Below are 21,335 nucleotides of genomic sequence, written 5' to 3' on the forward strand. Positions count from 1 at the left end.
CACCCCACCCGCCCGCAACTGCCGGCAGCGGCGCTTGCCACGCTGGCGGCGGTGCTGCTGCTCGCCGCTTGCAGCCGTGAACGCGCCGACACCTGGCAAGGCTATGTCGAAGGCGAATTCGTCAGCGTGGCCTCGCCGTTCGCCGGGCGCCTCGACACGCTGTCGGTGCAGCGCGGCCAGCAGGTCGGCCAGGGCGCCGCGCTGTTTGCACTCGAATCCGACGACGAGCGCGCCGCGCGCCAGCAGGCCGAAGACCAGCTGCGCGCAGCCGAGGCACAGCTGCAAGACATGAAGACCGGCAAGCGCCCGGTCGAAGTCGAGGTCAGCCGCGCCCAGCTGGCGCAGGCACAGGCCCAGGCGCAGCGCAGTGCCGCGGCCTTGCGGCGCGACCAGCGCCAGTATGAGATCGGCGGCATCGCGCAGGCGCAGCTGGACGAATCGCGCGCACAGGCCAGCAGCGACGCCGCCCGCGTGCGCGAACTGCAGCGCGATATCGACGTGGCCCGGCTGCCGGGCCGGGATGCGCAGCAAGCCGCGCAGGCCGCGCAGGTGGCGGCCGCGCGCGCGGCGCTGGCGCAGGCCGAGTGGAAGCTGTCGCGCAAGACCGTGGCCACGACCCAGGCGGGGCTGGTCTACGACACGCCCTACCGCCTCGGCGAGTGGGTGCCGGCGGGCAGCCCCGTGGTGCGCATGCTGCCACCGGGCAACGTCAAGGTGCGCTTCTATGTGCCGGAGACGGTGGTGGGCGCGCTGCGCAACGGCCAGGCGGTGCAGGTGCGCTGCGACGGCTGCGCCGCGCCGGTGGCGGCCACCATCAGCTACGTAGCCAACGAGGCCGAATACACGCCGCCGGTGATCTACAGCAACGAGACGCGGCGCAAGCTGGTGTTCCTGGTCGAAGCGCGCCCGGCGGCGGCCGATGCGCCCAAGCTGCGGCCGGGCCAGCCCGTCGAGGTGGTGCGGCAATGAACACCAGAGCGGACGGCGGCGCGGCCGCACTCGCCATCGACGTGCGCGGCCTGAACAAGCACTTCGGCGACAAGCACGTGGTCAACGACCTCAGCATGCAGGTCGCGCGCGGCGAGATCTTCGGCTTCCTCGGCCCCAACGGCAGCGGCAAGACCACCTCGATCCGCATGATGTGCGGGCTGCTGACGCCCGATTCCGGCGAGGGCACCTGCCTGGGCTACGACATCCGCAGCGAGTCCGACGAGATCAAGCGCCGCGTCGGCTACATGACGCAGAAGTTCTCTTACTGGGACGACCTGTCGATCCGCGAGAACCTGGACTTCGTCGCGCGCGTTTACGGCATGCCGAACCGGCGCGAGGCGGTCGACCGCGCGCTGGAAGACCTGGGCCTGGCCACGCGCTCGGCGCAGCTGGCCGGCGCGCTGTCTGGCGGCTGGAAGCAGCGGCTGGCGCTGGCGGCGTGCCTGCTGCACGAGCCCGAACTGCTGCTGCTCGACGAACCCACCGCGGGCGTGGACCCCAAGGCCCGGCGCGACTTCTGGGAGCAGCTGCACCAGCTGGCCGCGCGCGGCATCTCGGTGCTGGTCAGCACGCACTACATGGACGAGGCCGAGCGCTGTCACAAGCTGGCCTATATCGCCTACGGCAAGCTGCTGGCGCAGGGCACCGCCGATGAAGTGGTGGCCAGCCAGAAGCTGTCGACCTGGAGCGTGGAAGGCGACGACCTCGCCGCGCTGTCCGAGCAGCTGCAGGGTGCGCCGGGCGTGGAGCAGACCGTGGCCTTCGGCACCGCGCTGCATGTGACCGGGCGCGATGCGCAGGCGCTGGCTGATACGCTTGCGCGGCTGGCCGGACCGGGCCGGCGCGTCGAGCAAACCCAGACCAGCCTGGAAGACGTGTTCATCCACATGATGAGCGGGGCCGAAGACAATATGGCAGCCCGCAAGGCCAGGGAGGCGTCATGACAGCCGCCGCCCGCAACCCGGCCGCGCAACAGCGCTTCTCGTTGCAACGCTGGTGGAGCATCGTGCTCAAGGAATTCCTGCAGCTGCGGCGCGACCGCGTCACCTTCGGCATGATCATCGGGCTGCCGATCATGCAGCTGCTGCTGTTCGGCTTTGCCATCAACACCGATCCGCGCCACCTGCCGACTGCGGTGATTGCCGCCGACCAGAGCGAATTCACGCGTTCCTTCATCGCCAGCATGGAGCAATCGACGTATTTCAAGCTGGTCGGCACGCTGCCGGACGAACAGGCCGGGCGCGAGGCGCTGATGAAGGGCGAGGTGCAGTTCGTGCTGACCATCCCGCCCGACTTCACGCGCCGTCTGCTGCGCGGCGAACGGCCCGCGCTGCTGGTCGAGGCCGATGCCACCGATCCCTCCGCCACCGGCCAGGCCATCGCCGCGCTACCGCAGCTGCCCTACCGCGTGGCCACGCATGACCTGAAGGGATCGCTGGCGCCGCTGGCCGGCGGCAAGCCGCCCTTCGACGTGCAGGTGCAGCGGCTCTACAACCCGGAAGGCATCACGCAATACAACATCATTCCCGGCCTGATGGGCGTGATCCTGACGATGACCATGGTGATGATGACCGGCCTGGCCATGACGCGCGAACGCGAGCGCGGCACCATGGAGAACCTGCTGGCCACGCCGGTGCGGCCGCTCGAGGTGATGACCGGCAAGATCGTGCCCTATATCTTCATCGGCCTGATCCAGGCGACCATCGTGCTGCTGGCCGCGCGCTGGATCTTCAGCGTGCCGTTCGTCGGCTCGGTGCTCGCGGTGTACCTGGCGGCGCTGCTGTTTATCGCGGCCAACCTGACGGTGGGCATCACGCTGTCGTCGCTGGCGCAGAACCAGCTGCAGGCGATGCAGCTGACGTTCTTCTACTTCCTGCCCAACATCCTGCTGTCCGGCTTCATGTTCCCGTTCGCCGGCATGCCGGGCTGGGCGCAGGCCATCGGCAACATCCTGCCGATGACGTATTTCCACCGCATGGTGCGCGGCATCCTGCTCAAGGGCAACGGCTGGGTCGAGCTATGGCCCAATGTGTGGCCGATGGCGCTGTTCATCGTGGTGGTGATGGCAATTGCGGTGCGCTTCTACCGCCGCACGCTGGACTGAAGGGGTTGGCCATGCAACGACTCACGCCTCTGTTTGCCGCCGCGGCACTGTTGTGCGGCTGCGCCGTCGGCCCCGACTTCCGTGCGCCCGCGCCGCCCGATGACGCCGGCTACGTGCCGGGACCGCAGCCGGTGGCAACCGTCGCGGCCGACAGCGCCGACGCCGCCGGGCAATCCCACGCGCAAACCCTGGCCGCCGGCGCTGACGTGCCCGCGCAGTGGTGGACGCTGTTCCGCAGCCCGGCGCTGGACGCCACCATCCGCAGCGCGCTGGATGCCAGCCCGACGCTGGCGCAGGCGCGCGCCCGGCTGCGCGAGGCGCAGGAGAACCTGGCCGCGCGCACCGGCGCGACGCGCTGGCCCGCCGTCGACGCAAAACTGAACACCACGCGCCAGCAGGTCGACTTCCAGTCCCTGGGCATCACCGCGATCCCCAGCCCGGGCCCGTTCACGCTTTACGGCGCCACGGTGCAGGTGTCGTACGTGCTCGACCTGTTCGGCGGCCAGCGGCGCGAACTGGAAGGACTGCAGGCAGCGGTGGACTACCAGCGCTATGAACTGGAAGCCGCGCGCCTGGCGCTGGCCGCCAACGTGGCCACCGCGGCCATCCGCGAAGCCGGCCTGCGCGCGCAACTGGCCGATACCGCCGCCGTGGCGGCGGCCCAGCAGCGCCAGCTTGGCATCACCGAGGAACGCCTGCGCGCGGGCGGCGTCGCGCGCGTCGACGTGCAGCGCCAGCGCGCGGAGCTTGCGCAAGCCCAGGCCCTGGTGCCGGCCCTGCAGCGCCAGCTCGATGCCACGCGGCACCAGCTCGCGGTGTACACGGGCCAGACCCCGGCCTCGGCCACGCTGCCCGAATTCCGCCTCGACGACCTGCACCTGCCCGACACGCTGCCGGTCAGCCTGCCGGCCACGCTGGCACGCCGCCGTCCCGATATCCGCGCGGCCGAGGCCCTGCTGCACCAGGCCTCGGCCAATATCGGCGTGGCCACCGCCAACCTCTATCCGCAGATCACGCTGAGCGCCAGCGGCGGCACGCAGGCCACCGCGGCGCGCGACCTGTTCAGCAGCCTGAACGTATGGAGCCTGGCCGCGGGGCTGGTGCAGCCTGTATTCCGCGGCGGCGAGCTGCAGGCACGCAAACGTGCGGCGGAGGCGGCTTATGAGCAGTCGCTGGCCGCGTATCGGCAAGCCGTGCTGCAGGGCCTGCAGAACGTGGCCGATTCGCTGCGCGCACTCGAAACCGATGCCGCCGCGCTGCGCGAACGCGCCGACAGCGCGCGGCAGGCGCGCGATACGCTGGCGGTGGTGTCGGAGCAGTACCAGCTCGGCGGCGTCAGCCAGCTGACGGTGCTGGATGCCGAACGGCAGTCGCGCCAGGCGTCGCTGGAACTGGCGCAGGCGCGCGCCGACCGGCTGGCGGATTCGGCCGCGCTGCTGCAGGCGTTGGGGGGTGGGTGGTGGGAGGAGGAAGGCGGCGCTGTGGCGGCAGCACCGCGGTGATGGCGGCTGGCTAGGTCTTGTCGCTCTGCGTGTGCCAGTAGGTGCGCTTGCGCTTGCCGGTGCTGGCGGGCTTCACCTCCTGGCCGCCCAGCGATGACTTGTCGTCGCCGCCCGAGGCACCAGCCTTGCCGCCCCCGATCAGCACCGGGACCAGCCGGGTCGATCCGTCGGTCTGCGTGACCGACACCATGCCGAACACCGGCGACGGCGGCAGCCCGCCGTTGTCGAACCTGACAAACCGCGGCCCGTTGTTCATGCCAAGCCCGCTCAGGAATGACACCGCGTAGCCCCGCGCAACGCCCAGGTCGGGGTAGCAGGCTCCGGGCTCGACCTTGGAAGGCGTGTTGGTGCCGAAGTACGTGTAGCCCGCCACGGTCAGCGGCGCATTGACCGCCTTCTCGCCGAATTCCAGCGACAAGTAGAAGCCGCTAGCCACCGCCGAATCGCGGTAGGCCACGTTGGTCGCATCGACAAGATCGGCCGCCTTGACCGCCGTCCAGGTCGAAGGCAGCCTCCCATCGACGTTCGGGTCTTTGACCATGAAGAAGCGGTTCTGCACGTTCTGCGCCGCGCCAGGGGTCTGGCTCAGCGAGTACAGCGGCTTTTCGCGGTCGCCCGAGGCGATCATCACCGCGTCGTACTTGCCGGTCGCGACGACATCGGGCGGATAGAGAAACTTGCGCGCCTCGTTGGTGTCCACTGCGCCGCCCAATTGCGCGAGCTTGCCGACCGTCCACGTCGACGGAGTATCCGTATCCGTCGATCCGAAGTCGATACGCCAGACATTGCCGCCGACGTCGCCGACATAAGCCTTTTCGGCATAGCCATCACCATTGCGGTCCACCACGGCAACGTCGGAAGGAATCGCGCGGCTGTTGATGGTGACGCAGGTGCCCGTGCTGATGCCAGCGCAATTGGCCAGGGCTGCCCAGACCACGTCGCCCGTCCCGGCGTCGAGCACGATCACGCCGCGGCCTTGCTTGTTCGTCGCCGTGGCGATGCCATTGAGCGCTGGGTCGGTATCCTCGCCATCGGGGTCGTAGCCCGCACCCATGATCAGCACAGGCGTCGGGTAGCCGCGCACGCGCATCACCCGCGGCTGCGACCAGGTCTGCCCCAGTTCAGGGATGTCGGCGTTGGTCTTGCTCCAAAGGTACTCCGGCTTTGCCGGATCCTTGACGTCCAATGCATAAATCAGGCGACCGCCGCGCCGTGCTGTCAGGTAGATCTTTACCTGGGGCGTGGCCGGGGTGCTCAGGTCCTGGTAGACCGTCGTGGTGCCGTCGAAGAAATAGTCGCGTGGAACAAACTGGACCTCGGCGGTGTCCTGGGGGCTGCCCGTCAGCCGCACCTCGGGAGCGTTGCTATAGATCCGCGCCAGCTTGCCGTAGAACTCGGGAGCGATGAAGCCCCACAGTTCACCGCCCGCGCGCACCGTGCCCGCGGTGGTGGAAATGGCTGCAGTGCGGTTACCGTTGACGGCATGGAACACACCGTCATTGGCACCGTAGAAAACCACTACGCCAGTGGTGCCGCCGTAGTCGACCACCACCGGGCGCGAATGCAGCACGTCGCCGTGGATCGAGCCGCGCACCGTGACGTTGCCGCCGGGGCCGGGCTCCGCCTCTTTCTTGGGGTCGGTGCCGGTCAGCGTGGCGAAGACGTCCTTGCCGCGCACCCAACTGATCATATTGGCCACATCCGCGGCAGTGGTCTTCAGCAGCGACGGACCGTTGCCCTCGGTGAGGGCCTTGTTGGCGGTATCGAAATTCGCCAGCGCGGTCCCCTTGCTGCATTTCGCGTCGGCGCAGGTCAGCAGCCGGCGCCCGGCCTGACTGGTCAGGTAGTCTGCGCGCAGCATTTCTCCTGCGCCGCCCTTCTCGACGACCTCGCCGTCGGGTGAATCCTTGGCATTGCGCAGCAGCGACGAGGCATTCTTCCAGAACCCGTCCGAGGGCCAGTCCGTCACGATACTGGAGCTGCCCACCGCCTTCGGCGGATCCTCGGTCCAGTAGCTGCGGGCATTGGGCGATATAAACCCGGTCCCCGCGTTGCTAACCGCATTCTTCGGGGGCTGGTCGATCGCGCCTTGCACCCCGGCGTCGAGCATCACCAGATTGCCGTTGCTGTCATAGCCCAGCTTGTACTGTTTGAGGTTGCCCACCCAGCGCGGACGGGCCTTACCGTCCGGGCGGAACATGCCGATATAGACCTGGTTCAGGTACGAACCCTGCCCGTTCACGCTGACCGGCAGGCTGACCGAGGCAAATACGTTGTTGACCGCCTGCATCTCGTTGAAGATGTCCTTCAGCGCCTTCGAAAGCGCGTCGTCATCTCCGGCCCGGACTGTAAAGTTGCCGCCCCCGCCCTTCTGGGCCATGCTGGTGACGAACTGCAGGTAGTCCTGGCTTTGCTGACTGCCGTCAGTGACGCCGATGGTGTAGGTAATGATGTTCTGGCGCGTCGCCGTGGTCGAGCCCGCGTTGTTGGCGGCGTTCAGGTCCAGGTCGTTCAGGAAGCGCGCCCACTCATCGCCCCAGTTGTCGATGTTGTTGCCCTTGGGCAGCGGGATCGGAGTGAGCTGCGCGGTGGTGGCGCCCGCCTCCTTGAGCTTGTTGTAGGCATCCTGGCCGGAGTCCTGCGGCTTGCCGTTGTTGAGCGCGTTGGCAATGTAGATGATGAAGTTCTTCTGGCACGGGTTGGTGATCGGCGACTTGTATGTGGTGCCGGACAATCCCGTCTTGCCGGAGAAGAAGGCCCATGCCTCCTGCATGGCGCCGCCGACCTGCGAGTTGTTGGCACTGTCCTTGGTACGGTCGATGGTCTTGATGTAGTCGAGCATGTCCTGTCCGCCCGCACCTTTCTCCATCAGCACCAGCCCGGACGGCGCGGTGGGCGGCGTCACCTTCGGGAAGCGGAACTGGCCACCCGTATTGGTGCCCTGCCCGAACATCATCACGCCAAGGTTGATCTTGCCGTTCGTCTTGTCATCATTGATCAGGTCCGACACCGCCTTGTACAGTGCGCACTGCTCTGCGCCGACGTTGCTGTTATCGTTGTTGGCGCTCACCACGTTCTGCATTTCGCAATCGACCTGGGCATTGGCATTCCACGCCGATGCGTTGTCGAGTATCAGCAGCACGTTGGGACGCGACCCGGAGTTGGCCTGCAGGCCGGTGAACAGGTCGATGTCTTCGGCTATCGCCGCGGGCGCGGCAGCCAGCCCGAGCAGGGCTGTGGCACAGGCAGCGGAAGCGCGAAGCCGGCGAGCGGGCATGGACATGCTGGTTCTTCCTTTCAAGATCCGGATCTGGCCCGAGACTTCAGGGGCAAGTGGAGCCATACAGCGTGCGCACCGCAACGCCCTGGTGCACCGTCGCGACGGCGCCGGTTGTATTGACGTCATTGACGGTGGCTGCTACATCCCACTGCGTATCGTTGCAAAGCGAACTGATCGCACTGACACCGCTTGCGCCCATGACCAGGTTGCCATTGCCGGTGCTGCTGCCCAGCGTGCATTCGGCATCCTCCGGGTGCTTTTCCGGATCGATCACCTTGGCCACTGGCTTGCTGGTCACGCAGGTCGGTGCCGCCACCTGCGCGATGTAATCCGCCTTGCCGTCACCCGTCACGTCCACCGGCACATCCACCGCAACCGGCGCCTTGGTGAAGTCGTCGCTGATCACCTGCTCGATCGCCTGCTGCGCCACGTCGCGTGCTTCGGCGCTGTGCTGCTGGTTGCCCGCCACCTTGACGTTGACCAGCCCCGAATTGACCATGGCCACGGCGACCAGCAGGAACAGCACCATGAACACCAGCGTCACCACCAGCGTGACCCCGGATTGCCTGCGGCGCAGCGGCCTGCCCGTTGACTTCATCATTGCTCGCTCTTCGCTGTGTTGAATCGGTATGGCGTTATTGCTCGCGCAGCCCGGCCACATTGACCAGCCGCGCCACCTGGGCGTAGACGTGGCGCTTGTAGCCGTCATTGAACGGGCCTGCGGCCGCCGCGCGGCCGAGGTCATAGGTGCGGTTGTCTGAATGCCCGCCCGAGGGCTTCAGCGTGCGCGCCAGCAGGTGCACGCGCACCGTGGTGACATTGGCCAGGTTGTTGAGCACCACGCCCCAGTCATAGCCGGGAACGGCGGTGCAGACGGCGCTGTTGTTCGCGCGGGGATCGGACACGTAGCAGTCGGCCGAGCCGTTGCTGTCCTGGTCGACACCGTACAGCACATGCATGTCTTGCACCCCCTGCGCGACCGAGCGCGACTGGAACGCACCGTTGACCAGTTCGGCCATCTTCAGCGTGGGGATGCCGTCGCCGCCGTTGCTGCAGCGGTCGCAGCCGGCCAGGTAGAAGATGCGCACCATGGCGCGGCGCAGTTCAGCCGGCTGGGCCGGATCGCAGGCCTTGGTGCGCAGCCCGAAGGCCGCCGCGCCGCTGGCATCGAAGACAAAGGTCTGCGTGTCCTGCGAACAGGCCGATACCTGCAGGTAGGGCACGCCCGGTGCCGGGGCGGCAACCGCCGTGGTCGACACGCGCCGAATCACCAGCACCTCGGAAGTCGGCGCCAGGTCCGGCAGGCATGGTGCCGCCACGCCCGGCGCATAGCCGGTCAGCGCCACCGGCACGGTTTCGGCAGCAGGCGAGAAGCCAAGGGCGGCTGCATCCGTCGCGCACAGCGCCGGATCCGCGGCCTTGGTGCTGCGTGCAATGTTGCCGACGCCGAAGAACCCCGCCAGCTCCACTTCGCGCCGGATCTGCTCCAGCGCGTAGCGGCCGTTCTCGACCTGCTCGGCAGACTTGGTGAATTCGGTGCGCGACAGGCTGTTGGCAAGGTACAGGCTCGCCAGCGCGGTCAGCAGCACCAGGCCGATGGTGATGCCGATCATCAGCTCGACCAGCGAGATGCCGCGCTGGCGGCGCAGGCGGCGCGCGGACAGGCGCAGGGGGCTCATGACACGGTTCCCAGGGTGCCGATACGGATCTGCGTGCTGACCGCGCGGCGATAGGCATCGTTGCCGTACTGGCCCTTGCCGCAGCCCAGCGCGGGCGCGCCGGTGGTGGCCAGGCCCTGCCAGGCCACGGTGATGCGGTAGATATTGTTGACGGCGTCGACGGTCTCGATGCAGCCGCGCGCGCCGATCATGGCGCCGACGGCCTGGGCGGCATCAGCGGCGCTGGCCCCCAGGCGCATCTCGGCACTACCCAGCAGCGCGGTGTTCCAGGCCTGCAGGTCCGCATCGGCGGTAGCCTTCTGCGCGGCGGTGCCCTGCGTGCACGCCGCCGGCGGCGCCGCCGCGTTGCCCAGCTGCATGCCGGTCGCGCCGTTGGCATAGCACGATGCCACCTGGCGGTTGGCGTTGAGGCGCGCAACCATGTCCTGCAGCAGCGCCAGCGCCTGCACGCGCTGGTAGGACTCCATCTCGGTCTGGCCCGAGCGCGCCACCAGCCCGGCGGTGCCGAGCAGCGCGACCAGCAGGATCACTGCCGCCACCAGCACCTCGATCAGCAGGAAGCCGCGCTGCGTGCGGCGGACAGGCATGCTCGGCCGCAGCCGCGGAATTCTTTGCTTCATGAGCAGGCTCCCGTGTCGGAAGCGACGCGGCCTGTCTCGCTGACCTGCACGCAGACGCGCGACGCCGCTGCCGTATCGCCGTTGGGCGCCACTTCGAAAGTCATGGCCGCGCCCGTGAGGCGGCCGTCGTTGCCAAGCGCAAGGGCCCCGGCAGCGCTGGGCGTGATGGTCAGGCCGCCGTAGGGCCCGAAGCTGCGCACCGTCTCGGCGCCTGCGGTGACTGCCCAACCGGCAGTCCATGCGGCGCCGGTGGCTGCCAGCGTGACCGTGGCATTGCGCTTGACTGCCTCGCTGCGCGCCAGCAGCAGTGCCGAGGTCAGGTCATGTGAGGCGCCGCGCACGCGCTGGTTGGCGATCAGTGAAGAGAACGACGGCGCCGCCGCGACCGCGAGGATCGCCAGCACCGACATGGCGCACAGCAGTTCGACCAGGGTGAAGCCGCGGCGGGTGGGCCGGCCGGGCGAAGACGGCGGGAACGTGGCGCGCCGCATGGTCAGTTCCAGCAGTCGGTGCCTGAACCAGACGCGGATTTCGCGCCGGCACTGGTCAGCGTCAGCGAGCCGCAGTCGGCGTCGCCGGCGAGCTGGCTGCCCTTGGGCGTGGCCACGATGCTGTAGCCGGGCGGCAGCGCCGCGTTCGGCGTCACGGCGACGTCGTAGCGCGTTGCCTGCGCGGCCGGCACCGACATGCCCAGCGCGCCCAGATTGGCGGCATAGGCGCGGTTGTCGACCAGGTAGCGCTCCTGGGCGCTCGAGACCTCCAGCATGAAGGACTCGATCGCGGCCCGGTGCGAGCGCACGACGTGACGGCTGTAATTTGGAATGGCGACGGCGGCAAGAATGGCAATGACCGCCACGGTGATCATCACCTCGATCAGCGTGAAGCCATGCGCTGCCCTGGCGCCGCGCAGGCGCCAGCCCCGGCACGGATTGCCGGTTGCCCCAACTTCCCCAATGACCCGAAACGACGGGTTGACCCTCCCGCCGTGTCGCACTGCCGGGCTTCTATGTCCCATGCCGCGCTCCGATACCAATTATGTTCCGGATGACCAATTCCGGAGGTTATGGCGCGGAGTGTAAGTCACGATCTGCTAAGCGGGTAAGGAAAATATGATGCCGGCCGACCGGCGTTGTAGCGAACAGACAGTGATGTTACGAGACCTGCTCAGGACATACAGCCAAGGCATATGCAGACGTTAACCGTCAGTGAGGGGGAACCCTGACCCGCCCTGTTCGACCGGCCCGATGCGCGCGCGGGCGCACCTGTGCAACAATCGTTACAAACACCGAATCCGGAATGCCCATGCCGCCCGACAGCCCTACCCCATCGCCGCAAGCGCCGCCGCAGGACCTGGACGCCCTGCTGGCGCTGCTGCGCAGCAACTTCCCCACGCTCAGCACGCAGTTCCAGGGCGGCGCGCGCTACCTGCTCGACCATCCGCAGGACGTGCCGGTGCTGTCGATGCGCAAGATCGCGGCCAGTGCCGGGGTGCAGCCTGCCACCCTGGTGCGGCTGTCGCAGCATCTCGGCTTCGAGGGCTGGCAGGGGCTGCGTGAACTGTTCGTCGATGCGCTGCGCGGCGGCAGCCAGCCGTACGCGCGCCGCGCGCGCAAGGTGGTGCGTGAAAGCAGCTCCAGCCGCATGCTGGGCGAGATGCTGGACGCGCAGCACCACAACCTGGACATGATCGCCGCCAACAACGAGAAGACGCTGCAGCAAGCGGCGGAACTGCTGTCGCATGCGGCGTGCGTGCATGTGGCGGGTTTCCGCTCGTGCTTTCCGATCGCGTTCACCTTCCACTATGTCTACCGGCTGTTCCGCGGCACGGTGCACCTGATCCGCGCCGATGCCGGCACGCTGGAGATGGAGCTGCGCGGCCTGGCGCCCAAGGATGCGGTGCTGGTGGTCAGCTTCGCCCCCTACTCGCAGGAAAGCATCCGCGTCGCCGCCGCCGCGCGCGAGTGCGGCTGCAAGGTGATCGCGCTGACCGACAGCACGGTCGCGCCGATCGCGCTGGCGGCGGACTGCACGTTGCTGTTCTCGGTGGAAAGCCCGTCGTTCTTCCCGTCAGTCACCGCCGGCGTGGCCGTGGTCGAGGCCCTGGTCGAGCAACTGCTGGCGCGCAAGGGCAAGGGCGCGATCCGCGCGCTGGAACAAGCCGAGGGCGAGCTCCACCGGACCGGGGCGTATGTGGTGGCGGGGCGCGAGTGAGGGTGGCCCCCAGTCACTCATCACTACTGCGTGCACTTCTCCCGGTACGCCTGCTGCAGCGACCTCTTCGGCCGGTCACGCTCCAGTTCCGGAATCATGCGGCCCTGCGCGGTCTCGATGGCCGGCTGGGTGGCACGGTATTCGCGCTTGGGTGCTTCGGCGATCTGCGCGGCCAGGGCGCGGCATTCGTCCGACTGGATGCTGCCCGGCGTCGCGGCCGGGTCGGGACGGTAGGGCGTGGTGCCCTGCTGCACCGCTTCGTTGATGGCGGCGGCGGCAGCGCTGTCCCCGTCCGGCCTCTGCGCATGCGCGCTGCAGGCCATCGCCAGGGCGGCGATGGCGGCAATGCGGGTCAGGGTTCGCTGGCTCGGCATGACTTCTCTCCTGTGGCTCGATGAATTTATGCAAAGGCTGCCAGCTTAATCGTTCGCGGCCTGTCTGACACTACCGGCATTTCCGGCATTTGCGGCGTCGATGCCACCTGCGCCTGCCTGGGTACGCGCCGCCTCGCGCCAGTCCTGGCGCCGGCGCCGCATCTGCCCCAGCGCCAGCCGGGTCATGCTGGCCCAGCCGGACGGCCGCGGATCGGCCAGCATGCTGAGCGCGCGCGCGTAGTCCAGCGTCAGGCCGGGCGTCCAGGCCATGGTCTTGGCGCGCTTGCCGATCTGCGCCGCCACCCACAACTCCGGCTTGGTCAGCAGGCGCCAGAGCGGCCGCCAGCCCCTGGCCTCGCGCCAGACCCGGGCCGACGCGCCTTCCAGCGCCGCTTCCAGCGCGTGCGAGACGGTGCTGGAACAGTTGCGGTGGGTCAGGTTGTAGATGGTGTTCTGGCGGTAGGCGTTCCAGAAGCGGCCCAGGCGCCCGGGGTCATAGTTGCGGATGCCCACGGTCGACGGGCACCAGGCGCGCGATTCGGTCTGGTAATCCGGCTGGAACTTGCCGCCCACGTCGTTTTCGCGGGTGGCGCGCAGGATGCGGGTGAATTCGTCGGGCGAGCGGTCGATCTCCTCGGCCGGGTACAGGCTGATATAGATGCCCTCGGGCGATTCCAGCGCGGCATGGCCGGTGGAGATCACGCCGTCGCGGTCCACCGCGGCGATATAGCGGTCGACCAGCGGCTGGCGGCGCGCTTCGCCGCGGGCGGACCCGACCGGGGTCCAGACATGCACGGTCAGCGCGTGCTCGCCGGGTCCGGGCGGACCGTCCCAGATGGTCATGTCGGGCGCATCGGCGGCAGCAGCCGTATCGGTTGCCGGACCGGCGGCGGGAGCGGCCCGTGGTTGGGCCACAGGACAATACGGCCAACAGCAAGCTGTGGCGCGGAGATTCCGCTAGGGCGCGCGACGCCCGCCTCCTTCGTCCCGCTCGAGCTCCCAGTCGCGGCGCATCATGACATAGGTGAACGAGGTGGACCAGCCGATCAGGATCAGGCCGACCAGCGGCTCGATGCTGGCGATCAGGCGGCTGGCGCCCACCGGGACGATGTCGCCCAGGCTCTGCGTGGTGAAGGTCTCCAGCGCAAAGTAGGCGTAGACCAGCGCGCCTGGCTGCGTGTGGACGCCGGACACGCTGGAAACGCCCATCGCGGTCAGTCCGCCCAGGCCCAGCACCCCGTCGGCGAACCAGAAACCCAGCGCGAACACCAGCGCTTCCAGGCAATGGACCACGATGATGCAGACGATCAGCACGCCGATGTTCATGCGCCCGCTCCAGCGCCGGGGGTGTATCGCTGACAGCAGCCGCAGTGCCTCGTAGTGGATGCCGACCACGGTCACGGTCAGGACGGCGGCGCACAGCAGGGCCAGCGAATAGTGTTCGGCGGAGGTTTCCATGCGCAGCGGCAGGCCTGGTCGGTGTCCGGGACGATCGGGAACAGCGCGGAAAAAAAAGCCGCCCTCCAAAATAACACTGGAAGGCGTGCAGGAAAACCAGGGAGCGGGCGCGGCGGGCGCGCGGCCGTGCTCGTAGCCCTGGCAGAGGGTCGGTGGCGGCCGGGTGGCCGCCGCATGGATCAGCTGCTGCTCTTGCAGGAGAGGTTGACGTACAGCCCGCCGCCCCATTTGAAGTTGCGGTTGCCACTGACCTGCACCTGGACAATGTCGTTGGCCGCCACCGCCGTCGTGGCCGGCGCCGAGCAGGTCCGCACGGTGGCGCCGAGCGAACAGGCGGACGCATCGGTGATGGCAAGCGGGGAGATCGTTTCCAGCGCCGCGCCGCTGGCGACACGGTATGCCGCCAGGGTGTACTTGACCTCGTCATCGGGCACCGGGCCCGCCAGGCTCGCGTTCAGGGTCAGGCCGCCGCTGCAGCCCACCGGCATCACAGCGCCGAAATTCGGATCGTTGCTTTGCCGGTCCAGCGCGGTGCCGGTCATGACATAGGTGCCATTGCCATCCGGCGAGTCGTACACAGCAAAGTTGGCGGTATAGATCGTCGCGCCGGCGCCTGTCTCTCCTTGCTGGCCCTGGGGGCCGGTGGCGCCAGTTTCACCGGTGTCGCCCTTCTCGCCCTTCTCGCCCTGCGGACCTTGCGCCCCGACCGGACCAGTCAGGCCAACCACGGAGACCCCGGCCGGCCAGCCCTCGGCCGTCTTCGGGCCGAACAGCGTATTGGTGGCCGTATTGAGGTAGAAGCTGCCTTTGCTGCCATCGGCAGCGGTGGGATCTGCCGCGCCGTGCAGCAGCACGGCGCCGGGCGCCCCGGCCACGCCTTGCGGGCCGACCAGCGACACGCCGGCAGGCCAGGCCCCGTCAGCCTTGGGTCCGTAGAGCGTCGAGGTCAAGGCATTGAGGTAGAAGTCGCCGTCCGTGCCAACGTCCGCCGCGGGCGCATTGGCGCCGGACAGGATGGTCTTGCCGTTCGCGCCGGCCGGGCCGGCCGCGCTGGCGGATGGCGCGGCGCTGGCTGGCGCGGAATCGCCGCCACCGCCACCGCATCCTGCGAGCAGGATAGCGAGGCAGGCGAGCGGGATCGCCGCGAGTTTCAGGTCAATGCGTTGCACGATGGAAGCCCCCCGGTTTCTCATGAATGGCATGCCCGGATCTGTGCCGGGTGAGTTCAATCTAGAGATCGCGGTGATTCCGATAAATCGTGCATTTGCACGGGCTGTTTCATTAATGAAGCGCGTTTCCGGAGCGGCGAAAAACTGCCCCGTCCTAATAGCGTCAACGCCCGTTTGAAATCCCGGATGACTCGGGATAATAATTATGAAAATACCCGGATTGCCGCGCCTGGCGGTAACACGGCGGGCACCTGGCCCGATTCAGAGCGGGCGAATTCAAGCACCACACGACCGCATCCGTGCGCGCCGGTGCGGCCAAAAAATACCGGCAATATCTCGCCCGAACGGTTGAGTTGCGGATGGGATAGCGTGGCTCCGGGCTGTTCAAAGGAGAAACGAATAATCGCCATTTACCCCTTCGTGGGGGAATATGCGCGGCACCGGCAAACGGCCAGGCGCAGCATGGCGCGGCGATGGACTATGCTGGAAATCCCAACAGCGTCCTCGCGGAGGCCATCGTGCGCAAATCTGTCCTAGTCCTTACGGCACTGCTGCTGGCCAGCGCCCCCGGCCTGGCGCTGGCCCATAACTGCCCCAACGAGATGAAGGCCATCGACGCCAAACTGTCGACCAAGCCGGCGCTGTCGCCGGAAAATTCCGCCAAGGTTGCCAAGCTGCGCGCCGACGGCGAGGCCTATCACAAGGCCGGCAAGCATGACGAATCGATGAAATCGCTGCTCGAAGCGAAAAAGATCCTGGGTATCTGAGACCGATCGCAAAGAAGAGCCGCCACGCGCCCAGGCGCGGCGGCTTTGTTTATTTTTCCCGCGGTCGTCGCCGCAGCAGGCCGGGTCAGGACCCCGATCCAACCTGCTGGACCACACCGTTGGGCGCCACCAGGTAATATTCCGCGCCAATCCCGACCCAGCGCGTGCCCTTGCGCGGCGCGGGCAGGTTGTATTGCTTGTAGTCGTCGATCACATACTGGCGGTCCCTGAACTCGGTGGGCAGCCGGTCACCCTTCTTCCACTGCTGCACCTGCATATAAGGCGAGTTCTGCGCCGCCGGCGCGGAGGCGGCCATGGGATCTGCCATCGGCTTGGACTTGGCACCACCCTGCGCCATCGCAAACGGCGCCGCCAGCACGCTTGCCGCCAGCAACAGTGCCGGCATCGCTTTCTTGGTCTTCATCGTGATCTCCTTGCGTACGGGAAAACCGAACTGCCGGAGGATCCGGACAGCATCTACCAGATTAGTCACAAATGCGGACAACTGCGGCATCCGCCGTCCATGCGCTGGCGCTCGATTTGACCGACGGGGCATTCGCGCCCTGACAGATTGTTCACAATTGTTTGCCGGTTGGCACCCATTGGGGGGGAGCCGCCGACGCCACCCGTGACTAGAATGGGTCCTGACAGAAACAATTTGTTACGGGCGGCCACCACTCAGCTGTCAGCGGGCCGCGGCCCCGCGACCCCGCGACCCGCGCCGCGGGCGCGTACCGCCCTCGATGTTCCCTGGCTTACGCCCTGTTCACGGCGCTTCGCACGCGGGCACCCGTCCCTGCCAGAGAACCATAAAAACTGGGGACTCTCCGTGTTGCACGATACTGGTCAATTCCTGGCCCTGGTCAATCCCGCCATGGCCATCCTGCTTTCGCTCTGCTTCCTGCTGGCCTGGAACCATGAGCGCACGCGGCACTACCTGCTGGAGCTAGGTGCCTGCTATTTGCTGTACGCGGTTGCCATCACCTTGCAGATCATCTGGCAGCCGCGCAACGGCGGCGGCAACGCCACCGTCACCGGTGCGCTCTACCTGGGCAGCGCCGTGCTGATGCTGCGTGGCATGCTGGCGCGCATCGGCGCGCGCGTCGATACCTGCGCGCTGGTGTCGCTGCCGCTGGCCCTGTTTGCTGCGCTTGCCTGGTTTGATTTCATGCAACCCCAGCTGGTCGCCCGCATCTACATCCTGAATGTCGGCATCGCGCTGATCCTGCTGCTGGGCATCGCGCCGCTGGCCCGCCTGCGCACAGGCAGCACCGCGGACCAGGTGCTGTTCTGGGTCTTCCTGCTGTTTGCCCTCCATTTCCTGCCGCGCACGGTGCTGACCATTGCTCCGGTCATCGGACAGGACGCTGCCGCCCTCACCCGCTCGGCCTACTGGCTGTGGCTGCAGGTCACCATGGCATTGCTGCTGCTCACGCTGGCGCTGGCGCTGCTGGCGGCGACCACGCTGGACGTGATCGACGGCCTGCGGCATGAACGCGACACCGATCCGCTGACGCAGCTGCACACGCGCCGCAGCCTGGAGGCGCTGGCCGCGCGGGAAATCCCGCCACCTCAGGGCAAGCCGCTGAGCGTGCTGCTGTGCGATCTCGATTTCTTCAAGTGCATCAACGACAATTACGGCCACAGCGCCGGCGACGCGGTGCTGGCGCAAATCGGCCGGATCATCGCCGCCGGCATCCGGCGGCGCGATATCGCCGCGCGCCTGGGCGGCGAGGAGTTCGTCGTGCTGTTGCCCGATACCCCGCCCGATGCAGCCTTGCACCTGGCCGAACGCTTGCGCCAGACGCTGGAGAGCACGGAAATGGACGTCCTGCCGGGCATGCACACGGTGACCGCCAGCTTTGGCGTGGCCACGCTGCGGCCCGGCGAAGACCTGGAAGCCCTGCTGATGCGCGCGGATAACGTGCTGTATGCGGCCAAGAACAAGGGCAGGAATTGCGTGGAGTGGGAACGGGAGGCCGGCTTGCCGGTGCTGGCATGATGCTGCCGTGCCTCCCGTCCGGCGCGGCTAAGCAACCGTGGGCGTGCCCACCACCGCAAACTCCGGCCCGTCATAGCTCTGCGCCACGGACACGCCGCCATCGAGCAACCGCTGGCTCCAGTGGTCGAGCGCCGCGCGCGCGGCCTGGCTGACATCGCGGCCCAGGGCAAGGCGGACGGCCGCCGGCGCTTCCAGCCCGAAGCTGCGGGTGGTTCCCCACGCAATTTGGTCCCGTTCGAAATCCCCGATCGCCTGCTCGACGCACAAGCCGCTGTCGGCCACCGCGGAAGCCAGGACGACATCGGGATGCCTGCTGGTCCAGTCGACCACGTTGCCGATCTGGCGGATGCCCGCGGCGCGGCAGGCGGCGATGGCACCGTCGCGGCCGCCGTCGATCATCGCAAAGACGATATCTGCGCCGGCGCGGACCTGCGCGGCAACCGCGTCGCCGGCCAACGCCGGATCGTGCTGGTTGCCGCAGAAGGTCGTGAGTGCCGGCAGGCCAGGCACTACGCTGCGCACGCCATGGAGAAACGCCGCGCGCCCCTTCAGCCCGGGGCGCACCTTTTCGCCCGACAGATGGGCGACCACGCCGGTGCGCGAATCCGTCGCCGCCAGCACGCCGGCAAGGAAGGCGGACTGTTCCTGCAGCACCTCATAGCTCGCGGTGTTGGCGCACAGCACGCTGCCCTGCGTGACCACGAAGCGCCGGGCGGGATGGCGAGCCGCGGCAACAGAAACGGGATAGTCCCCCTGTCCGCCATGCGCAACGATCAGGTCCGGGCCGGTCTGGCACAGCGCCAGCAGCGCTGCTGCGCGCGCCTGCGGATCCGGATCGGCAATCCACGTCACCGCCACGTCGTGGCCGGCATTGCGTGCGCGCATGGCGCCGGCATGCCCGGCTTCATTGAAGCTGCCGCGTCCTTCGGGCCCGAACAGCACTACCTGGATGCGCGCGCTCATGACAGCGTCGCCCCGGTTGCCACGACCACAGGACCCCAGGCCTGCGCCTGCTGGCGTACGTAGGCGGCAAACTCATCGGGCCGGCGCTCGGCCAGCACAAAGCCCTGGGCTTCCAGGCGGCCGCGCAGGGCCGGTTGTTGCAGGATGACCTGCAGTTGTTGATGCAAGCGTTGCACGATGTCCTCAGGCAGGTTGGCCGGCGCGGAGACGCCGACGAAGTTTTCGGCCACCAGGCCGGGATAGCCGGCTTGCGCCACGGTGGGCAGCTGGGGCGCCTGCGGCACGCGTTGCGCCGAGGTCACCGCCAGCAGGCGCAAGGCGCCGGACTGCAGCAACGGCAGGTTCTGCGGCAGGGCATCCACCGCAAACGGGATCTGTCCGCCGAGCAGGTCGGCGCGCATCGGACCCGCGCCCTTGTATGGCACATGGGTCAGCCGCAACCCCGCCTGCTGGCCAAACACCTCGCCGACGATATGCGCCACCGACGCCGCCCCGCCGCTGCCGAACGGCACCGGCTCGCGCTGCGCGCGGATCCACGCCGCCAGCTCCGCGAGGTTGCGCGCCGGCACCGACGGATGCACGGCAAAGACGGTCGGCACCGCGCCGATGTAATGCACGTGCGTGAAGCTGCGTACCGGGTCGTAGGCGGGCCGCCTGAGCAGGAACGGCGAGATGCTCAGCGCCGCCGAGTTCGACATCAGCAGCGTGTAGCCGTCATTGGGCGCCGCGGCGACCGCAGCCGCGCCAATCGTCGATCCCGCCCCCGGCCGGTTGTCGGCCACGAATGGCTGCCCCAGCTTTTCCTGCAGCACCGGTGCCAGCAGCCGCGCCACGATGTCGCTGGACCCGCCCGGCGGGAAAGTCACCACCAGCCGCACCGGATGGCGTGGCCATGCCGCGGCACCGCTGTCCGCGCGCGCCGGCATCCCCGGCAATGCCGGCGCGGCCAGCGCCGCGGCAAGGAACTGTCTTCTCGAAATCACGGTGGCCCTCCGGCTTTACAGGCGATGGCGCAGGCCGACGCCGCCGCCGAACTTGTTGCCACGCACGCCCATGAAGGCGGGCAGCGCATAGCTGCCGCTGATGCGGTTGAAATCGGCTTCCGCATAGACGCTGGTGCGTCTGGACAAGCTGTACTCCGCCACGCTGGTCAGCATCAGCCGGTGGCCGCTGGCGGCGCTCTGCCGGTCATAGCCGGCCGCCAGCGACACCGCCAGCGCGGGCATTGCCTGCACCGTGGCGCCGCCGGTCAGCACATGGTTGCGGGTCGGGCTCAGGTGGTAGCGGTTGTCCAGGTAGCCGAGCGCCAGCTTGACGCGCCCCAGCTGGCTGCTGCCGCCGATGCCCCAGATCGTGCGCTTCTCTTCGGTGGCCAGCGCATTGGTGCTCTGGAACAGGGCACCAATGTCGATCCGTGCCGTGGTCCAGGCCAGCGCCAGCCCCCGGCTGCTGCTGGCCGCCGCATCGCCCGGCACTTCGCCGAAGGTATAGTGCGCCGCCGCCGAGAACGCGCCCCACCTGCCCGCGTACTTCGCCATGTTGTCTTGCCGCGGACCGGTATAGCCGTTAAGAATGGCCACCGCATCGAGATTGGGATGGCCATAGGGCTGGAAGCGGAAGGTCGCGTCATAGGCCGTGGTGAACTGGCGTCCGAACGTCAGCTTCCCCCACGCCTGGTGCTCGATCCCCAGGTAAGACTGCCGGCCGAACAGCCGGCCTGTACCCTGCGTGCCAACCTGTCCGTAGTTCGACGCCGCGGTGCCTTGCAGCGAAGTACCCGAGGCCAGGTCGAAGCCGCTTTCCAGGTTGAACAGCGCCGACCATCCCGCACCCAGCGCCTCATTGCCGCGCGCGCCCCAGCGCGAACCGCTGAAGTAGCCCTCGCTCAGTTCAGCCAGGCGCTCGTCCCCGCGGTTGTTGTCCGAGTAGCGGACCATGGTGTCGATCAGGCCGTAGACCGATATGGAAGTCGATACTGATTGCGCCTGCGCCTGCTGCGTAACGCCGCAGCTCGCCCCCGCCAGCACGCCGGCAAGCGCCATGGCGTGACTGCGCCTTGTGTTCCCCACCTTCACGCACCACCCTCAGTTTGCATACAAATTAAGAATGCAAAATATAGGGTGTGGCCGCACATCCGCATACGAATGTGTGCGCATGAGGAAATGCGGTTTGCGCGGAAAATGCGGACACAAAAAAGCCCGCTTATGCGGGCTTTC

At 67.9% G+C, this 21,335-nt stretch carries 21 protein-coding genes and 1 pseudogene; 7 read left to right on the forward strand and 15 right to left on the reverse strand.

Annotated elements, in window-relative coordinates:
* Positions 1-18 precede the first annotated feature (18 nt).
* The 4 genes from AC3WRR_RS27415 to AC3WRR_RS27430 are packed head-to-tail and all read left to right on the forward strand — an operon-like array spanning position 19 to position 4,596.
* Positions 19-969, forward strand: a complete 951-nt coding sequence (locus AC3WRR_RS27415) for an HlyD family secretion protein (RefSeq protein WP_492298654.1) — start codon at positions 19-21, stop codon at positions 967-969.
* A complete protein-coding gene (locus tag AC3WRR_RS27420) occupies positions 966-1,934 on the forward strand; it encodes an ABC transporter ATP-binding protein (RefSeq protein WP_492298633.1) in 969 nt (322 codons plus the stop codon). The genes AC3WRR_RS27415 and AC3WRR_RS27420 overlap by 4 nt, the downstream gene beginning before the upstream one ends.
* The gene (locus AC3WRR_RS27425) at positions 1,931-3,094 is read left to right on the forward strand and encodes an ABC transporter permease (protein WP_010814421.1); all 1,164 of its coding nucleotides are present in this window, start codon (positions 1,931-1,933) and stop codon (positions 3,092-3,094) included. Before AC3WRR_RS27420 ends, AC3WRR_RS27425 begins: the two co-directional genes overlap by 4 nt.
* Before the next feature lie 11 nt (positions 3,095-3,105).
* A complete protein-coding gene (locus tag AC3WRR_RS27430) occupies positions 3,106-4,596 on the forward strand; it encodes an efflux transporter outer membrane subunit (protein WP_492298635.1) in 1,491 nt (496 codons plus the stop codon).
* A gap of 10 nt (positions 4,597-4,606) precedes the next feature.
* Here the strand turns inward: AC3WRR_RS27430 and AC3WRR_RS27435 are convergent, their stop codons facing one another.
* From AC3WRR_RS27435 to AC3WRR_RS27460, 6 genes are read right to left on the reverse strand one after another with little or no spacing between them, the layout of a single operon-like run.
* The gene (locus AC3WRR_RS27435) at positions 4,607-7,879 is read right to left on the reverse strand and encodes a pilus assembly protein (protein ID WP_011614506.1); all 3,273 of its coding nucleotides are present in this window, start codon (positions 7,877-7,879) and stop codon (positions 4,607-4,609) included.
* A 40-nt stretch (positions 7,880-7,919) separates the two neighbouring features.
* A complete protein-coding gene (locus tag AC3WRR_RS27440; protein WP_010814418.1) occupies positions 7,920-8,477 on the reverse strand; it encodes a pilus assembly PilX N-terminal domain-containing protein in 558 nt (185 codons plus the stop codon).
* Between the two features lie 34 nt (positions 8,478-8,511).
* Positions 8,512-9,555, reverse strand: a complete 1,044-nt coding sequence (locus AC3WRR_RS27445; protein ID WP_010814417.1) for a PilW family protein — start codon at positions 9,553-9,555, stop codon at positions 8,512-8,514.
* Positions 9,552-10,175: a type IV pilus modification PilV family protein gene (locus AC3WRR_RS27450; RefSeq protein WP_492298638.1), complete on the reverse strand. Its 624-nt coding sequence runs from the start codon at positions 10,173-10,175 to the stop codon at positions 9,552-9,554. The genes AC3WRR_RS27445 and AC3WRR_RS27450 overlap by 4 nt, the downstream gene beginning before the upstream one ends.
* Positions 10,172-10,666, reverse strand: coding sequence for a GspH/FimT family pseudopilin (locus AC3WRR_RS27455; RefSeq protein ID WP_010814415.1), 495 nt, complete (start codon positions 10,664-10,666; stop codon positions 10,172-10,174). The genes AC3WRR_RS27450 and AC3WRR_RS27455 overlap by 4 nt, the downstream gene beginning before the upstream one ends.
* 2 nt (positions 10,667-10,668) lie before the next feature.
* Complete coding sequence (locus AC3WRR_RS27460; protein ID WP_058697904.1) at positions 10,669-11,190, reverse strand: type IV pilin protein; 522 nt, start codon at positions 11,188-11,190, stop codon at positions 10,669-10,671.
* 287 nt (positions 11,191-11,477) lie between these two features.
* On the opposite strand from AC3WRR_RS27460, the gene AC3WRR_RS27465 reads away from it, so the two are divergent.
* Entirely contained in the window at positions 11,478-12,386 is a 909-nt protein-coding gene (locus tag AC3WRR_RS27465) for a MurR/RpiR family transcriptional regulator (protein WP_454749215.1), read from the forward strand.
* A 23-nt stretch (positions 12,387-12,409) separates the two neighbouring features.
* On the opposite strand, the gene AC3WRR_RS27470 is transcribed toward AC3WRR_RS27465, so the two are convergent.
* From AC3WRR_RS27470 to AC3WRR_RS27490, 5 genes and pseudogenes are all read right to left on the reverse strand, one after another.
* Positions 12,410-12,760, reverse strand: a complete 351-nt coding sequence (locus AC3WRR_RS27470) for a hypothetical protein (RefSeq protein WP_010814412.1) — start codon at positions 12,758-12,760, stop codon at positions 12,410-12,412.
* 45 nt (positions 12,761-12,805) lie between these two features.
* Positions 12,806-13,657 (reverse strand): annotated as a pseudogene (locus AC3WRR_RS27475) (DUF308 domain-containing protein); the annotation flags it as partial.
* A gap of 60 nt (positions 13,658-13,717) precedes the next feature.
* Complete coding sequence (locus tag AC3WRR_RS27480) at positions 13,718-14,218, reverse strand: two pore domain potassium channel family protein (RefSeq protein WP_439668524.1); 501 nt, start codon at positions 14,216-14,218, stop codon at positions 13,718-13,720.
* 179 nt (positions 14,219-14,397) lie between these two features.
* Entirely contained in the window at positions 14,398-15,387 is a 990-nt protein-coding gene (locus AC3WRR_RS27485) for a collagen-like protein (protein WP_454749214.1), read from the reverse strand.
* A gap of 203 nt (positions 15,388-15,590) precedes the next feature.
* Positions 15,591-15,797 (reverse strand): hypothetical protein, encoded by a 207-nt coding sequence (locus AC3WRR_RS27490; protein ID WP_454749213.1) that lies wholly within the window; start codon positions 15,795-15,797, stop codon positions 15,591-15,593.
* Between the two features lie 108 nt (positions 15,798-15,905).
* Between AC3WRR_RS27490 and AC3WRR_RS27495 the strand changes: the two genes are divergently transcribed.
* Complete coding sequence (locus AC3WRR_RS27495) at positions 15,906-16,154, forward strand: PA2433 domain-containing protein (RefSeq protein ID WP_492294495.1); 249 nt, start codon at positions 15,906-15,908, stop codon at positions 16,152-16,154.
* A gap of 85 nt (positions 16,155-16,239) precedes the next feature.
* On the opposite strand, the gene AC3WRR_RS27500 is transcribed toward AC3WRR_RS27495, so the two are convergent.
* Positions 16,240-16,578, reverse strand: a complete 339-nt coding sequence (locus AC3WRR_RS27500) for an RcnB family protein (RefSeq protein ID WP_011614497.1) — start codon at positions 16,576-16,578, stop codon at positions 16,240-16,242.
* A gap of 405 nt (positions 16,579-16,983) precedes the next feature.
* Here AC3WRR_RS27500 and AC3WRR_RS27505 point away from each other — a divergent pair, with 405 nt between their 5' ends.
* On the forward strand, positions 16,984-18,156 hold the full coding sequence (locus AC3WRR_RS27505) for a GGDEF domain-containing protein (RefSeq protein ID WP_454749212.1): 1,173 nt from the start codon (positions 16,984-16,986) through the stop codon (positions 18,154-18,156).
* Positions 18,157-18,183: 27 nt separating this feature from the next.
* On the opposite strand, the gene AC3WRR_RS27510 is transcribed toward AC3WRR_RS27505, so the two are convergent.
* From AC3WRR_RS27510 to AC3WRR_RS27520, 3 genes are read right to left on the reverse strand one after another with little or no spacing between them, the layout of a single operon-like run.
* Entirely contained in the window at positions 18,184-19,119 is a 936-nt protein-coding gene (locus AC3WRR_RS27510; RefSeq protein ID WP_454749211.1) for a BMP family lipoprotein, read from the reverse strand.
* Positions 19,116-20,102, reverse strand: coding sequence for a Bug family tripartite tricarboxylate transporter substrate binding protein (locus AC3WRR_RS27515; RefSeq protein ID WP_492298640.1), 987 nt, complete (start codon positions 20,100-20,102; stop codon positions 19,116-19,118). The genes AC3WRR_RS27510 and AC3WRR_RS27515 overlap by 4 nt, the downstream gene beginning before the upstream one ends.
* 15 nt (positions 20,103-20,117) lie before the next feature.
* Complete coding sequence (locus tag AC3WRR_RS27520; protein WP_492298642.1) at positions 20,118-21,161, reverse strand: porin; 1,044 nt, start codon at positions 21,159-21,161, stop codon at positions 20,118-20,120.
* Positions 21,162-21,335 lie beyond the last annotated feature (174 nt).

The organism is Cupriavidus sp. FW305-3-2-15-C-LB2 (genome assembly GCF_058787575.1).

Bases quoted from the DNA above. Each gene is read 5' to 3' on its own strand.
- AC3WRR_RS27420 (WP_492298633.1), top strand. From the start codon at position 966: ATGAACACCAGAGCGGACGGCGGCGCGGCCGCACTCGCCATCGACGTG.
- AC3WRR_RS27425 (WP_010814421.1), top strand. From the start codon at position 1,931: ATGACAGCCGCCGCCCGCAACCCGGCCGCGCAACAGCGCTTCTCGTTG.
- AC3WRR_RS27430 (WP_492298635.1), top strand. From the start codon at position 3,106: ATGCAACGACTCACGCCTCTGTTTGCCGCCGCGGCACTGTTGTGCGGC.
- AC3WRR_RS27435 (WP_011614506.1), bottom strand. From the start codon at position 7,879: ATGTCCATGCCCGCTCGCCGGCTTCGCGCTTCCGCTGCCTGTGCCACA.
- AC3WRR_RS27440 (WP_010814418.1), bottom strand. From the start codon at position 8,477: ATGATGAAGTCAACGGGCAGGCCGCTGCGCCGCAGGCAATCCGGGGTC.
- AC3WRR_RS27445 (WP_010814417.1), bottom strand. From the start codon at position 9,555: ATGAGCCCCCTGCGCCTGTCCGCGCGCCGCCTGCGCCGCCAGCGCGGC.
- AC3WRR_RS27450 (WP_492298638.1), bottom strand. From the start codon at position 10,175: ATGAAGCAAAGAATTCCGCGGCTGCGGCCGAGCATGCCTGTCCGCCGC.
- AC3WRR_RS27455 (WP_010814415.1), bottom strand. From the start codon at position 10,666: ATGCGGCGCGCCACGTTCCCGCCGTCTTCGCCCGGCCGGCCCACCCGC.
- AC3WRR_RS27460 (WP_058697904.1), bottom strand. From the start codon at position 11,190: ATGGGACATAGAAGCCCGGCAGTGCGACACGGCGGGAGGGTCAACCCG.
- AC3WRR_RS27465 (WP_454749215.1), top strand. From the start codon at position 11,478: ATGCCGCCCGACAGCCCTACCCCATCGCCGCAAGCGCCGCCGCAGGAC.
- AC3WRR_RS27470 (WP_010814412.1), bottom strand. From the start codon at position 12,760: ATGCCGAGCCAGCGAACCCTGACCCGCATTGCCGCCATCGCCGCCCTG.
- AC3WRR_RS27480 (WP_439668524.1), bottom strand. From the start codon at position 14,218: ATGGAAACCTCCGCCGAACACTATTCGCTGGCCCTGCTGTGCGCCGCC.
- AC3WRR_RS27490 (WP_454749213.1), bottom strand. From the start codon at position 15,797: ATGGCGATTATTCGTTTCTCCTTTGAACAGCCCGGAGCCACGCTATCC.
- AC3WRR_RS27500 (WP_011614497.1), bottom strand. From the start codon at position 16,578: ATGAAGACCAAGAAAGCGATGCCGGCACTGTTGCTGGCGGCAAGCGTG.
- AC3WRR_RS27510 (WP_454749211.1), bottom strand. From the start codon at position 19,119: ATGAGCGCGCGCATCCAGGTAGTGCTGTTCGGGCCCGAAGGACGCGGC.
- AC3WRR_RS27520 (WP_492298642.1), bottom strand. From the start codon at position 21,161: ATGGCGCTTGCCGGCGTGCTGGCGGGGGCGAGCTGCGGCGTTACGCAG.